The organism is Streptomyces sp. NPDC002104 (assembly GCF_053593795.1).
Genome location: NZ_JBSFDF010000093.1, coordinates 1 through 14,067, shown reverse-complemented (window position 1 = coordinate 14,067; position 14,067 = coordinate 1). Strand labels below are relative to the sequence as shown.

11 protein-coding genes are annotated in these 14,067 nt (G+C 72.9%); 4 read left to right on the top strand and 7 right to left on the bottom strand.

What is annotated here, in order from left to right; translation table 11 throughout:
* Positions 1–114: 114 nt before the first annotated feature.
* The 7 genes from ACWCP2_RS37305 to ACWCP2_RS37275 all read right to left on the bottom strand — a co-directional run bounded on the left by ACWCP2_RS37305 (position 115) and on the right by ACWCP2_RS37275 (position 9,761).
* Complete coding sequence (locus tag ACWCP2_RS37305) at positions 115–1,161, bottom strand: glycosyltransferase family 2 protein (RefSeq protein WP_450912980.1); 1,047 nt, start codon at positions 1,159–1,161, stop codon at positions 115–117.
* Entirely contained in the window at positions 1,158–4,457 is a 3,300-nt protein-coding gene (locus tag ACWCP2_RS37300) for a DUF4082 domain-containing protein (RefSeq protein ID WP_450912979.1), read from the bottom strand. Before ACWCP2_RS37300 ends, ACWCP2_RS37305 begins: the two co-directional genes overlap by 4 nt.
* Positions 4,458–4,501: 44 nt before the next feature.
* Positions 4,502–5,617 carry a DegT/DnrJ/EryC1/StrS family aminotransferase gene (locus tag ACWCP2_RS37295; protein WP_450912978.1) on the bottom strand — a complete coding sequence of 372 codons (1,116 nt, stop codon included), beginning with the start codon at positions 5,615–5,617 and terminating at the stop codon, positions 4,502–4,504.
* Entirely contained in the window at positions 5,614–6,402 is a 789-nt protein-coding gene (locus ACWCP2_RS37290) for a NeuD/PglB/VioB family sugar acetyltransferase (RefSeq protein WP_450912977.1), read from the bottom strand. The genes ACWCP2_RS37295 and ACWCP2_RS37290 overlap by 4 nt, the downstream gene beginning before the upstream one ends.
* Entirely contained in the window at positions 6,399–7,568 is a 1,170-nt protein-coding gene (locus ACWCP2_RS37285) for a DegT/DnrJ/EryC1/StrS family aminotransferase (RefSeq protein ID WP_450912976.1), read from the bottom strand. Before ACWCP2_RS37285 ends, ACWCP2_RS37290 begins: the two co-directional genes overlap by 4 nt.
* Complete coding sequence (locus ACWCP2_RS37280) at positions 7,565–8,569, bottom strand: NAD-dependent epimerase/dehydratase family protein (protein ID WP_450912975.1); 1,005 nt, start codon at positions 8,567–8,569, stop codon at positions 7,565–7,567. Before ACWCP2_RS37280 ends, ACWCP2_RS37285 begins: the two co-directional genes overlap by 4 nt.
* A gap of 85 nt (positions 8,570–8,654) precedes the next feature.
* On the bottom strand, positions 8,655–9,761 hold the full coding sequence (locus ACWCP2_RS37275; protein ID WP_450912974.1) for a Gfo/Idh/MocA family protein: 1,107 nt from the start codon (positions 9,759–9,761) through the stop codon (positions 8,655–8,657).
* Positions 9,762–10,179: 418 nt separating this feature from the next.
* Between ACWCP2_RS37275 and ACWCP2_RS37270 the strand changes: the two genes are divergently transcribed.
* The 4 genes from ACWCP2_RS37270 (at position 10,180) to ACWCP2_RS37255 (ending at position 14,026) form a co-directional block, all read left to right on the top strand.
* The gene (locus tag ACWCP2_RS37270; protein ID WP_450912973.1) at positions 10,180–11,055 is read left to right on the top strand and encodes a glycosyltransferase; all 876 of its coding nucleotides are present in this window, start codon (positions 10,180–10,182) and stop codon (positions 11,053–11,055) included.
* Between the two features lie 145 nt (positions 11,056–11,200).
* Entirely contained in the window at positions 11,201–12,571 is a 1,371-nt protein-coding gene (locus ACWCP2_RS37265) for an MFS transporter (RefSeq protein WP_450912972.1), read from the top strand.
* Positions 12,568–13,581: a TolB family protein gene (locus tag ACWCP2_RS37260; protein ID WP_450912971.1), complete on the top strand. Its 1,014-nt coding sequence runs from the start codon at positions 12,568–12,570 to the stop codon at positions 13,579–13,581. Before ACWCP2_RS37265 ends, ACWCP2_RS37260 begins: the two co-directional genes overlap by 4 nt.
* 121 nt (positions 13,582–13,702) lie before the next feature.
* On the top strand, positions 13,703–14,026 hold the full coding sequence (locus ACWCP2_RS37255; protein WP_450912970.1) for a hypothetical protein: 324 nt from the start codon (positions 13,703–13,705) through the stop codon (positions 14,024–14,026).
* The last annotated feature ends 41 nt before the right edge of the window (positions 14,027–14,067 follow it).

The following is a 14,067-nucleotide window of genomic DNA, read 5'->3' as shown; positions in this document are numbered from 1 at the left end:
GGGCGCCGTCGCGGATCCGGAACCGGGTGACGGGCGTGCCGCGCCGGACCAGTTCTGAAACAGCGGGCCGCCGGGCCGCCCACGCCCCTGGTGCGGGGCGGTGGTGCGGTGTCATCAGATCCCTCGGCGCTTCCAGGACTGCCACCAGAGCCATTCGCGTCCCCGGTCGGCGACGGCCGAGAGAACGAGTGGCTGGAGGTACGGCATCGTGCGGGCCCCGATCCGCCGTCGACGGCGCAGGGCCCCGTACTCGGCGAGCGAGGTGTACTGCGGCAGGCACTCGGCGGCGAAGGCCTCCAGTTCCTCCACCGGGACCACCCCGGTGCGCCCGCGGTCGTACGCCCGGTAGGCGCGCCGCAGCGCGTACCGGGCGAGCCGGGTGCGGGCCGCGGTCGACAGCCGGCCGGCCTCCGGGAGCAGGCCGGCGCACTTCTCCAGTACCGAGTCGAAGGCGACGAGGCGCTGGCGCAGGTCGTCGAGCTGTCCGCCGAAGTCCGTGGTGGACATGTTGTTGCCGTGGACCCGGTAGAAGGCCTGGTCGGCGCCGCGGACGTAGCCCACGTCGGCGTGGGCCGCGAGCCGCATCCACATTTCGATGTCCCCGGCGTGCGGAAGCTCCGGGTCGTAGCCCCCGACCTTGCGCTGGAGGCTGGTGCGCACGACCACCTCGGGCGAGGTGATGCACCCGGTGCCCTCCCGGAAGCGCCGCTCCAGCCACCACCGGCCGGGGTAGACCACGGATCCGGTGGAGCGGGTACGGGCCGCGGGGAGCGGCCCGCCGTGCTGGAACCGCAGCGGCCTGCCGTAGGCGAAGCCGGCTTCCGGGTGGGCGTCGAGCAGGGCCGCGGCGCGCACCAGGGCGCCGGGGACCAGCCGGTCGTCGGCGGAGAGCAGGGCGACGTAGTCCCCGTCCGCCCACTCCAGCAGGCCCTCGTTGTAGGTGGCGATGTGTCCCTGGTTCTGCTCGTGGACCCGGACCTCGATCCGGGGGTCGGCGGCCGCCAGGGCGCGCGCGACCTCCGCGGAATCGTCGGGGGAGGCGTCGTCGATGATCAGTACCCGTACGTCGACGCCTTCCTGCTCGTCCAGGACGCTCTTGACGCAGTCGGCCAGGAAGTGGCCGTACTTGTAGCAGGGGATCACCACACTGACGGTGCTCACTGGCCGGTCACCTCCGTGGATCCCTCGGCGAGCGGGGCCGGCGGCGTGGTGGTGAAGACCGGGCCGACCCAGTAGTTCACCGATCCGAAGGTGTTGTTCGGGAAGACCGTGGCCGCCCCGTACTTGTACAGTCCGTTCCCGGTCGCCGCGGTCCCGCCGTCGGCCGGGGCCACGAGCGGGTAGGAACGGTGCGCGGCGCCGAAGTAGCCGCCGTCCACGGAGTACTTGCCGTTCGGCGCGTGGTACGAGGCCACGTACTCGGTGTTCGCGGTGACGGCCACCGGGGTGGTGAAGTGCAGCTGCTGCCAGCCGGACAGGGTCTCGCTGCCGAAGGTTCCGGTGGCCAGCAGCGTGCCGTCGGCGGACCAGAGGCTGCCGGTGTGCGTGCCGGTGTTCCCGGGGCCCTTGTAGAAGGTGATGCCGGTGACGTAGCCGCCGACCGTGGACTGGAAACGGGTGCCGAGTTCCACGGAGTTGGTGTCATCCCCGACGTTGGCGGTGCTCGGGGTGGCGTTCGGACCCCACAGGGTGCAGGGGCAGTTCACCGCGGGCGGGCTCGTGCTGGTGGTGAAGGTCCAGGTGACCGGCGCGGCCATGGCGTTGCCCCACAGGTCGGCGACCTGGACGGACGCCGTGTAGGTGGTGTTCAGGGCCAGTTCGGTGGACGGGGTGAAGGTGGCGCTGTTGGAGGCGTCGAGGAGCTTGCTGCCGGGGACGGTGGCGCCGCCGGGGTCCTTGACGGTGAACACCAGGGTGTCGGCGTCCACGGCCGTGCTGAAGGTGGCCTTCACGGCCGCGGTGATCGCGGTGCCGGTCGCCGCGGACTGCGGGCTGGTCGAGGTGACCGTCGGGGGCGTCGTGCTGGCGGTGGCGGTGTCCAGGACCGCGTCCACCCAGTAGTTGCTGCCGGAGGAGGCGGTGGAGGGGAAGCCGCCGGTGCCGCTGTAGCGGTAGACGCCGTTGCCGCCGTCGGTGCCGCTCTTGAGCGCGGTGAAGGGGGCCAGCCCGGCGCCGGCCGAGGCGAAGGTGGTGTCGAAGGAGTATCCGCCGTTGGGGGCGAAGTAGGAGGCGATGTAGGTGGTGTTGGCCTTGACGGGGATCGGGGAGGAGAAGTTGAGCTGCTGCCAGCCCGAGGCCGTCTCGTTGGTGAAGGTGCCCGTGGCCAGGCGCTGGCCGGAGCTGGTCCACAGGCTGCCGGTGTGGGTGCCGGTGTTGGCCGGGGACTTGTAGAAGCGGACGCCCGTGATCGAACCGGGCACCGAGGAGCGGATCTTCACGCCGAGTTCCACGGCGCTGCCGTCTCCGGCGTTGACCGTGCCCGGCACGGCCGCGGCGGGCCAGACGGTGCAGGGGCACTGCTGCGGGCCGACGGTCAGCGGCACGGTGGTGGTGGCGCCGATGTTGACGCTGTCGTCCACCGCGCGGACCTTGATCTGCGCGGGTCCCGGGGTGGTGGGGGTCCACTTGTAGCTCCAGGAGCCGACACCCGTGGTGGCCTTCCAGGTGGTTCCGCCGTCGGTGGAGACCTCCACGCGGGCGACGACTCCGCCGCCGCTGTCGGTGGCGGTGCCGGTGATCGTCACGGGCCGCAGGGCGGGCACCGTGGCGTTCGCGGCGGGGCTGGTCACGGTGATGACCGGGCCGGTGTGGTCGGTGGAGGCGGTGGCCGCCACCAGGTTGCTCTGCAGGGACTTGGGCTGGACCCCCATGTCAGCGAAGATGTTGACCGTCGCCTGCTGCATGCGCTTGTCCTCGGTGACCACCGCGTCGTCCGGGTTCCCGGTCGGCATGTTGGTCAGGCCCCAGGACCACTGCACGGTGCCGGAGCCGAAGACCAGGGCGTTCGAGGTCTGGTCCCGGAAGGCGACGAGGCTGTGCGTCGCGGTCCCGTTGCCGTACGTGTTGCCGTAGTCGAGGCGGTACTTGCCGTCGGTGATGTCGACCGTGGTGGACGACATCGCGATCTGCCCGGCCGGGCGCGCGGCGTCCTCCACGTCGCTGTCCCACTCGTAGCCGAGCGTGCCGACGGGGAAGGTGGCGGTCTGGGAGGGGGTCAGGTTGGCGACGGTGGTGCCGCGCCACAGCCGCATCTTGGCGTACGCGCCGGGGACGGTGATCGCGTCGCTGCGGTAGCCGTTCACGGTGAAGAGGGAGCCGGTGAGCTGGTTCTGCGGCTGGTAGGGCCGGCCGTTGGTGGAGCTGGCCGGGTCCATGAAGGTGCCGGTCCAGATCCCGCTGGGGTCGGGGATGCCGTTGGGCTGCGGGAAGGAGAGCTTGGTCTCCTTGTAGCAGACCAGGGTCCGGTTGGCCGTGTTGGCCCCGTCGATGCTGGGGGCCAGGCGGGTCTTCCAGAAGACCTCGTTGCCGGCGAAGTAGGTCTGGTTGACGCCCGCGTGGCGTGCGTTCAGGGCGTTGGTGAACTGGTCCTGGGTCCAGTACTCGTCGTGCCCGGAGGACATGAACACCTTGTGGTTCTGCAGCTGGGTGGCGCCCCGGGTCGACATGTCGATGCCCGACATGTAGCTGACGTCGTACCCGTTGCGCTCCAGCCAGGCGACCATCTGGTACTCGGACCCGTAGATCCCGTTCTCCCCGCCGATGTCCATCGGCCGGTTGTAACTGACCTCGTAGGCACGGCCGTCGGGCGCGGGGCCGGCGCCGTCGTAGAGGTCCTGGCCGCCGTAGTTGTTGTACGCCTGCCAGGTCTGGTCACTGGTCTGCACGACGATGTCGGAGTGGCTGGCGTCGTTGCGGACCACGAACGGGTAGGGCATGACCCCGTTGCCGTCCGCCTGGTCGAAGTTGACGATGTAGAGGCCGGAGACGGCGTCGGAGGGCACCGTCCAGCTCGCGGTGACCGGCCAGTTGCCGCAGTCGACCAGCCCGGTGGAGGCCTTCTTGGTGCAGGCCGCCGGGTTGCCGCTCTGCGGGAAGTTGGCCGGGTACGTCTGGGCGGCCTGCGCGGCGGTCGACATCAGGCGGGCCCCGTCACCGCCGTAGTGGCCGAGCCGGTAGACCGAGACCTTGTAGGCGGTCGGCGACTGGATCTTGAACTGCAGGGTCTCGCCCGCCTGCACGCTCGTCTGGGCCGGGAAGCCCTTGATGTCGCCGTAGGCGCTGGGTGCGAACCAGTCGGACATCGGTGTGCCCGCCTTCGAGTTCTCGCACACGATCGCGTTGGAGCCGGGACCGCACGGGTCTGCCGCGACCGCCACCGATGGCGGCAGCGCCGCCGCCATCAGGGCTGCCACCACGGTGAAGAGCCCGTACCGCAGCAGCCTTGTCCGTCTGTTCATCCGAACCTCATTTGGGAGTGCCTGGGGTGATGCGACGCCTGGCGTCAGCGCAGCGCTGCTGAGAGCGCGTCCACGACCCGCTGCTGTTGTGCGGCGGTGATCTGCGGGAAGAGCGGGAGGGAGAGCATCCGGTCGGCGGCCAGTTCCGCGTGCGGGAAGGCTCCGCGGCCGTGCCCGAGGTGGGCGAAGGCCGGGGTGAGGTGGACGGGGGCCGGATAGTGCACCCCGGCGCCGATGCCCTCCGCGTTGAGCTTGCCGACGACCGCGTCGCGGTCCGCGCCGCTGACCCGGATGACGTAGAGGTGCCATACGTGGACGTTGCCGGGCGCCGTGACCGGCAGGGTGAGCCGTCCGGTGGCCGCCAGGTCCGCGAGCAGTGCGTCGTAGCGGGCGGCGGCGGCCCGGCGGGCCTCGTTCCCCGCGTCGAGCCGGGCCAGCTTGGCCCGCAGCACGACGGCCTGCAGACCATCGAGCCTGCTGTTGAAACCGGCCACGTCGTGCCGGTACTTGGCCACGCCTCCGTGGTTGGCCAGCGCCCGGACCAGGTCGGCGGTCTCCTCGTCGTCGGTCACCACCGCGCCCGCGTCCCCGTAGGCGCCGAGGTTCTTGCCCGGGTAGAAGCTGGTCGCGGCGATCCCGCCGCTGCCGGGGGTGCGGCCCTCGCGGGAGGCACCCTGGCTCTGCGCGGCGTCCTCGACGATCCTGGCGTACGAGGGCAGGGCCGCGGCCAGGGCGCCGGTGTCGGCGCACTGCCCGTACAGGTGGACCGGGACCACCGCGCGGGTGGCCCCGGTGACCGCGTCGAGCGCGGCCTGCGGGTCCAGCAGCAGGGTGTCGGGGAGGCAGTCGGCCAGCACCGGCTTGGCGCCGATCCGGGCGACGGCTCCGGCGGTGGCGATGAAGGTGTTCGCCGGCAGCACGACCTCGTCGCCCACGCCCACCCCGCTGGCCCGCAGGGCCAGTTCCAGGGCGTCGGTGCCGTTGGCCACGCCGACGCAGTGTCCGACCCCGGCGAAGGCCGCGTACTCGCGCTCGAAGGCCCGGACCTCCTCGCCGCCGATGAAGGCGGTGTCGGCCAGGACCCGGTCGAATCCCGCACGTAATTCGTCCGCGACCTCGGCGTGCGCTGCCTTCAGGTCGACGAGCGGTATCTGGTTCATGCGGCTGTGCTCCCCATCCGTGTCTCCGGCCCGCGGCCGGTCTCCAACTCATCGGCCCGGAGCTCGTCGAGCGCCGGGCCCCCCGCCTCGCGCAGCCGGCGGGCGGGGCTTCCGGCCCACACCTCGCCGGCCGGTACGTCGGCCAGGACCGTGCTTCCCATCCCGGTCAGTGACCAGGCGCCGACCTTCGTGTACTCCCGGACCAGTGCGCCGGCGCCCACGTAGGCACCGCGCCCCAGCCGGACCCCGCCGCCGAGGCGGACCCCGGAGGCCAGGGTCGCGAAGTCCCCGACCTCGTCGTCGTGGGTGAGGACCACGTGCGGCATGACCGCCACGTGGGCCCCGACCCGTACCGCGGCCGTCAGGACGCAGTGCGCGAGCAGCACCGTGCCCGGCCCGAGGACCGAGGACCCGGAGAGCGCCGCCGTGGGGTGCACCACGGTGGCGTACCGGCTCGCGGGCAGGGCCAGGCGCCGCACCAGGCGGGCCCGTACCCCGTAGTCGCGGGGGCTGCCGACGCAGACCACCACGCGGGCGTCCGGGCGTTCGTGCACCAGGCCGGTGCCGCCCAGGACGGGCACGCCGTCGACCTCCGTGCCGTGCAGGGCCGGGTTGTCGTCCAGGTGCCCGGCGAGCCGCCGGCGCGGGGCCCGGCCGGCCACCAGGTCGGCGGCGGCCGCGTCCCGTACCGCCTGGGCGGTCTCCCGGGCGAAGCCGCCCGCGCCGACGATCAGCAGTTCCTCGGTCGGCGCGGTGCCGGTCGCGGAACCGTGCGCCCCGCTCATCCGCCGTCGGCCTGTTCGCGCAGCACCGCCACCACCCGGTCCTGCTGCTCCTCCGTCATGGTGTGGAACAGCGGCAGGATCAGCGAGTCGCGGGTGATCCGCTCGGTCACCGGCAGGGCCGCCGCACCGTGACCGGCGTACGCCGGCTCCAGGTGGGAGGCCATGATCCCGCGCCGGGCCGAGATCCCGGCCTCGGCCAGCACCGCGAGCAGCTCGTCGCGGCCGACGGGGAAGTCCTCGGCCAGGAGCACCCAGTACGACTGGAAGTTGCCCTCGCCGTGACCGGGGTCCCGGACCGGGGTCAGACCCCGGACCCCGGCGAGGAGCTGCGCGTACCGGGCGGCGAGGAACCGCCTGCGGGCCACGATCTCGTCCAGTTTGCCCAGTTGCACCAGGCCGACCGCGGCCTGGATGTCGGTCATCCGGTAGTTGTAGCCGACTTCCAGGTAGCTCTCGGCGATCGGCTTGCTGCTCGCGTGCCGCTGCGCCGCGGACACGTTCATGCCGTGCTCGCGCAGCCTGCGCAGCCGTTCGGCCCAGGCGGCGTCGTCGGTGGTCACCATGCCGCCCTCGCCGGTGGTGATCACCTTGCGGGGGTGGAAGGACCAGGCGGCGAGCAGCGCCCCCTGGCCGACCGGTTTGCCTCCGACGGTGGCGCCGATGCCGCAGGCGGCGTCCTCCACCAGGGCCAGGCCCCAGTCGGCGCAGGCGGCGCGCAGGGCGTGCACGTCGGCCGGGACCCCGCCCTGGTGGACGGCGATGACCGCCTTGGTGCGCGGGGTGCGGACGGCGTCCACGGTGGCCGCGGTGAGGTTGCCGGTGGCCTCCTCGACGTCCGCGAACACCGGCTGGGCGCCCACGTAGCGCACGGCGTTGGCCGTGGCGATGAAGGACAGGGAGGGGACGACGACCTCGTCGCCCGGGGCGAGGTCCAGGGCGATGAGCGAGAGGTGCAGGGCGGTGGTGCACGAGCTCACCGCGATGCCGTGCTCCGCGCCCACCCGCTCGGCGAAGGCCCGTTCGAACTCGGCGACCCTGGGTCCCTGGGCCACCCAGCCGGACAGGACCGCGTCGGCGGCGGCCCGTGCCTCGTCCTCGCCGAGCCACGGGATCATGACGGGGATCCGGGCCGGGGCGGCCCCGGCCCCCGTGTCCTCGGCGCTCATCGGCCGGCCTCCGCCGCGGCGGTGGCCTCCGCGGCCTCCGCGCGCTCGGCCCGCCACCATTCGACCAGGTCCCGCAGCCCGCTGCGCAGGTCGATCCGCGCCGTGAACCCGAGGCGTTCTGCGGCCTGCGAGGTGTCCGCGAGCCGGCGGGTCACCCCGTTCACGGCGCGGGCCGGTCCGTGCTCCGGCGTCAGCCCCTCGGCTCCCATGGCCTCCAGGAGGCCGTTGGCGAGCTCCAGCAGACTGGTCTCGGAGCCGCTCGCGACGTTGAACACCTCATCGGTCAGGTCCGATTCGGCGGCCAGCAGGTTGGCCCTGGCGATGTCGCGGACGTCGACGAAGTCCATGGTCTGGGTGCCGTCGCCGAGGATCAGCGGCGGTTCGCCCGCGGCGATCCGCTCCATCCAGCGGATCAGCACCTCGGTGTACAGCCCGTGGATGTCCATCCGGGGGCCGTACACGTTGAAGTAGCGCAGCGCGACGTAGTCCAGCCCGTACATGGCGTGGAAACTGCGCAGCACGCCTTCGTTGAAGGCCTTGGCGGCCCCGTAGAAGGTGTCGTTGTTGTACGCGTGGTGGCGCTCGGTGGTCGGGAAGGACTCGGCCATCCCGTAGACCGAGGCCGAGGACGAGGCGATGACCTTGCCCACGCCGGCGGCCGCGGCGGCCTCCAGCACGTTGAACGTGCCGTCGACCATCACCTCGTTGGCCAGCCTCGGTTCCTCCGCGCACTGGGTGATCCGGATCGCCGCCAGGTGGAAGACGAAGTCGGCTCCCTCGGTCGCCTTGCGCACGGCGGCCACGTCCCGGATGTCGCCCTCGACCAGGTCCACGACCCCGCTCGGCAGGGCGCGGGCCAGGTTGGCGGTGCGTCCCCGTACGAAGTTGTCGAGCACGACGATCTCGCGTGCCCCGTTGTCCACCAGCAGGTCCACCAGGTGCGAGCCGATCGTGCCCGCTCCTCCGGTGACCAGAATCCTCTTGCCTCGTACGCTGCTCAACGCCCTGCCCCTACTGAGTCGGTCATGGTGTTCTCTGCTGTGCCCGGAGCGCCGCACGCGGCGGCCCGGGCGGGATCCTCAACGCTCAACGTCCGGTGCGCAGTCCGACGACGGCGCCCTTGAACTCCAGGCTGCGGGAGGCCGCTTCGAGGATGTCGAGGACCTGGAGTCCCGCCCGGCCGTCGGTGAGCGGCGGCCGTCCCGTCCTGATCGACGCGGCGAACTCCTCGACCATGCTGCGCAGGGCTTCCTTCTCGCCGAGCGCGGGCGCCACCATGTCGCCGGTCCGGTAGGAGACGAGCATGTCGCGGCGTTCGTCCGCGCCGATCTCCTGCGGGGCCGTGAGGTCGACTCCGCGGTCGAACACGGCGACCCGCTGCGTGGGGTTGAGGTCGTCCCACACCAGGGTGCGCTTGGAGCCGCCGACCATGGTGGTGCGGACCTTCACCGGGGACAGCCAGTTGACGTGGACGTGCGCGATGGCACCCGTGTTGAGCTGGAGCGTCAGATAGGCCACGCAGGACTGGCCGGCGCCTATCGGGTCGGCCCCGTGCGCGGCGACGGCGACCGGGTGGACGTTGTCCGGGAGGATGAAGTCGAGCACCGAGAGGTCGTGGGGGGCCAGGTCCCACAGGACGTCGATGTCCTTCTGGACCAGCCCGAGGTTGATCCTGACCGAGTCCACGAACTGGATGTCGCCGAGTTCGCCGGAGCGGACCATGTCCCGGATGCGGGCCACCGCCGGGGTGTAGCAGTAGGTGTGGTCGCACATCAGTGTGAGGCCGCGTTCCTCGGCCTCGTTCACCAGCCGCAGCCCGTCCTCGTAGGTGGCGGCGAGCGGCTTCTCCACGAGGACGTGCTTGCCGGCGCGCAGGGCGGCCAGGGCCACGTCGAGGTGGGTGCCGGCCGGGGTGGCCACGGCGACGGCCTTCACCTCGGGGTCGGCCAGGACCGCCGCGTAGTCCGCGGTCGCCTGGACCGTCGAGTAACCGCCGAGCACCTGCCGGGCCCGGTCGACATTGAGATCACAGAGCCAGCGGAGCCTGAACTCCGGACTCGACTGGAAGTTGCGGACGAGATTGGGGCCCCAGTAGCCCGCTCCGACGACGGCGACCCCTAACGGCTCGGTCCGTCCCGCACCCGCACCTGCGCCCGCGGCGTCCCGCCCGGCGTCCTTCGCGGTGTCCTTCACAGCATTCCCTTTCCTTCCGCGCACGCCCTCAGGCGTGTCGACGACCCAAGGCCGGGACGCGTGCGAAGGAAGGGGGTGCCGCCGGGGGCGTGCCGGGCGCCTGTGCGACCCGCGCATGACCCGCCGACGGTGATGGCCCCCACGACCGATGCCGTACGTGTTGCACGTACTTCCGCCCCCCGGCCGTCCGGCACCCCTCGCGCCGGCCGGCCACGGGCAGGCGGCCTGTTCCCCCAAGCCGCCGAACCCGTAAACCTGCCCCAACTACCCTGCGCCGACTGGACTACAGCGTGGATCACGGCGTTGCCGAAGCACGCCGAATCCGGTCGGCTGGGTTCAATCTAGACCACGGGGCCTACCCCCGGGGAGAGTTGGAGGAATCGGTCGGTACGGGCGTTCGACCATGCATACTTCCGGTGTGACCAGCATCGTGATCCCGGCCCACAACGAGGGGCGGGTCATCGGCCGGCTCCTCGACGCGCTCCTGTCCGAACCGTCCGCGGCCCCGGCCGCCGGACCCGACATCGTCGTGGTGTGCAACGGCTGTACGGACGACACCGCCGCGGTGGCCGCCGCGCGGGGCCCCCGCGTACGGGTGGTCGAGATCCCGACCCCTTCGAAACACACGGCACTTCGGGCGGGCGACGAGCACGCACAAGGTTTCCCCCGCCTCTACGTGGACGCCGACGTGGTGGTCGGCGCGGCCGACGTACGGGCCCTGGCGGACACCCTCGCGGCCAGCCCGGCCCTCCTGGCCGCGGCCCCCGGCCGGGACATTCCGCTTACCGGCTGCGCCTGGCCCGTCCGGGCCTACTACCGGGTCTGGCAACTGCTCCCGGCCGTCCGCGAGGGGCTGTTCGGGCGCGGGGTCATCGCCGTGTCCGAAACGGGGCACGCACGGCTCGCCGCCCTGCCGCCGCTGATGGCCGACGATCTGGCCGCGTCCCTGGCCTTCGCACCGGGAGAACGGCGGGTGGTGGAGTCGGCCCGGGTCGTGGTCCTGCCGCCGCGCACCTGGGGCGACCTGATCAAACGCCGGGTACGGGCGGCGACTTCCTCCGCCGAGCTGGAGCGCTTCCAGGCGGCCACGGCTTCCGCAGCGGCGCAGGCCCCACCGTCCGCGCGCACCGGCACGGGAGACCTGCGGGCGCTGCTCCGGGCCCAGCCGCGGCTGCTCCCCGGGGTGCTGGTGTTCGTCGTGGCGGCCCTCGTGGCCCGCCGGGGGTCGCGCAAGGCCATCCGCAGCGGGGACTTCTCCACCTGGCTGCGCGACGAGAGCAGCCGGCAGGGCTGAGCGGTTCGGGCCGGCCGGCCGGTCGGCCGGTCGGCCGAATGCCGCCGTATCCAGCCCAGTTGGCCCGTACAACGATTAAGGTGCCATTCGCACGTACGACTGGCTCACCGTTCAGTTCAGACGCCGGACCGGGAGTTCGAACAGCATGTACCTCGCGGACCGCTCCGCGCCCGAGGAGGCGAAGACCACCGCCGACGGATCCTCCGTCCACGCACCCGCGGTCGCCTCGACCGTCCTCGCACTGGGCACGGTCAGCCTGATCACCGATGTCTCCTCCGAGATGGTCACCGCCGTCCTGCCGCTCTACCTCGTCGCCGGGCTGGGCCTGAGCCCGCTCGGCTTCGGCGCGCTCGACGGCCTGTACAACGGGGTCAGCGCCCTGGTCCAGCTGACCGGCGGCCACCTCGCCGACCGGATCCGCAACCACAAGCTGATCGCATCCATCGGCTACGGCCTCTCCGCGCTCTGCAAACCGCTGCTCCTGCTCGCCCACAGCCTCGGCCCGGTGGCACTGATCCTGGCCCTGGAGCGCACCGGCAAGGGCCTGCGCACCGCTCCGCGCGATGCGCTCATCTCCCTTTCCACACCACCCGAGTTGCAGGGCCGGGCCTTCGGCGTGCACCGCGCCATGGACACCACCGGCGCCCTGCTCGGGCCGCTCGCCGCGTTCTTCATCCTGAGCCTGACGGTCGACGGGTACGACGCCGTCTTCGGGGTCAGCGCCTGCGTGGCCGCCCTGGGGGTCGTGGTGCTCCTGCTGTTCGTGCCGTCCGGCGCGCAGCAGCGGCCCGCACGCCCGAAAGCCGCCGCTCCCCCGGTACCCGTACCGGCTCCGCGGCAGCCCGCCGCCCCCGAGGCCGCCTCCCCGAAGCCCGACGCGGTGAGCCTGCGCGACGCGCTGGGCCTGCTGCGGCTGCCCCGGCTGCGCGCCCTGGCGGGCTGCGCCGCCCTGCTCGGGCTCGCCACCGTCAGCGACGCCTTCCTGTACCTGCTGCTCCAGGACCGCACCGGCATCGGCGAGCGCTGGTTCCCGCTGCTGCCCCTGGGCACCGCGGCGGTGTTCCTGCTGCTGGCCGTCCCGGCGGGCGCCCTGGCGGACCGCATCGGACGCCGCACGGTGTTCCTCGCCGGGCACGCCCTCCTGCTGGCCGGTTACGGGCTGCTCCTGTGGGCCCCCGGCCTGCCCGCGCTCCCCTACCTGGTCCTCGCCCTGCACGGCATGTTCTACGCCGCCACCGACGGGGTGCTGCCGGCCGCCGTGGCCGCGACCGTCCCGGCGAAGCTGCGGGCCACCGGCATCGCGCTCGTCGGTACCGGCCAGGCCCTGTCCCGCTTCGGCTGCTCGCTGGCCTTCGGCGCCGCCTGGACGGTCCTGGGCTCGGGCCCCGCGCTCGCCATCGCCGCGGCCGGCCTGTGCTGCTGCGCGGCCGTCGCCGGTTTCGTACTCCGCCCCACGGCCCCGGACGGCGCCGCCGCCGGGGCCCCGCACCCCCGACGCCCCCGAGGAACCCGATGACCCGCTCACGCCGGCTGCTCGTACTCGCCCTGGCCGTGCTGCTCCTCGGAGGCGTGGCCGGCGTGCTGGTGGTGCGCTCCGCCGCCCGCGCGGAGCAGACCCGCGCGGGCGACCCGAAGGCCGCCACGGGCGAGGTCGCGCTCGACCGGCCCGGCGGCCTGGCCTTCCTCAACGGCGCGAAGGGCCCGCACCGCGGCGCCCTCGTCTCCGTACCGGACCGCTCACCGCAGGACGAGCGGACCGCCTCGGGCCTCACCTGCCTGCGGTTCCACGCCGCGGCCGGCACCGGCGTGTGCCTGAGCTCGGCCCCGGGCGCCCTCGCCCAGAACAACCGGGCGCTGATCGTGGACTCCCAACTGCGCACGCGGCACGAGTTCCCGCTCGCGGGCACCCCCTCGCGGGCCCGGGTCTCGCCGAGCGGCCACTTCGCCGCCTGGACCGTCTTCGTCACCGGGGAGTCCTACGGCTCCGCGTTCTTCTCCACCCGGACCTCGATCGTGGACACCCGAACGGGGGCGCTCGAGCCGGACCTGGAGAAGTTCGCCATCGAGCTGGACGGCCGCCCCTACGGCGCGAGCGACGCCAACTTCTGGGGCGTCACCTTCTCCAAGGACGACGACACCTTCTACGCGACCCTCGCCACCGGCAACCAGACGTACCTGGTGAAGGGTTCGCTCGCGCGGCGCAGCGTCACCACCCTCGCCTCCAACGTCGAATGCCCGTCCCTCTCCCCCGACGAGACCCGGATCGCGTACAAGAAGCGGGTACAGCGCGGTGCGTCCCTGTGGCGCGAACACGTGCTGGACCTACGGACATTGCGGGAGCAGCCACTGACGGAGAAGCGCAGCGTGGACGATCAGGCGCTCTGGCTCGACGACCGGACCCTCGCCTACGCGCTGCCCGCCGAGGGCTCCGTGGACACCACGGACCTGTGGACGGTCCCGGCGGACGGCACCGGAACCCCGCGTCTCCTGGCTCGGGCTGCCTCGTCGCCCACCCGGCTGGGCTGACCGCCGGGCCGACCGGCCGGGCCGATCGGCTCGCCCCCGTATCCCGCACTCCTCCCCTCCGGCCGGGGAGGCGTACCCCGTGAGGCGTACCCCGGGGGCCCGCAGAATCGTTGGGGCGGGCATGGGCACTCCACACGCCGTCTCCCCGTCCCCGGCCCGGCACCGGGCACCCGATCGCGCCCCCGTCGCGCTGGCGGGGGGCATCCCCCGCCAGCAGTCGGGCGGTTCCGTCCCCTCGGGCGAGGCGGTCGTCTTCGAGCAGCTCGCCCGCGAGTGGGAAGCGCGCGGGGCCACCGTCCCGGGCCGTCCCGACCCGCTGTGGGAGCGGCTGATCACCTACGCGCACTTCCAGCGCGAGACGGACGCCACGCTGCGCAGCCTGCGCCTGGCCGGAGCCGAACCCCTGCCCGCCCCCACGGCGAGCCCGCGCTGGACCCGGGCGTGAGCAAAGCCCAGGGGGCCCGGCCGGCAGCTGCCGGCCGGGCC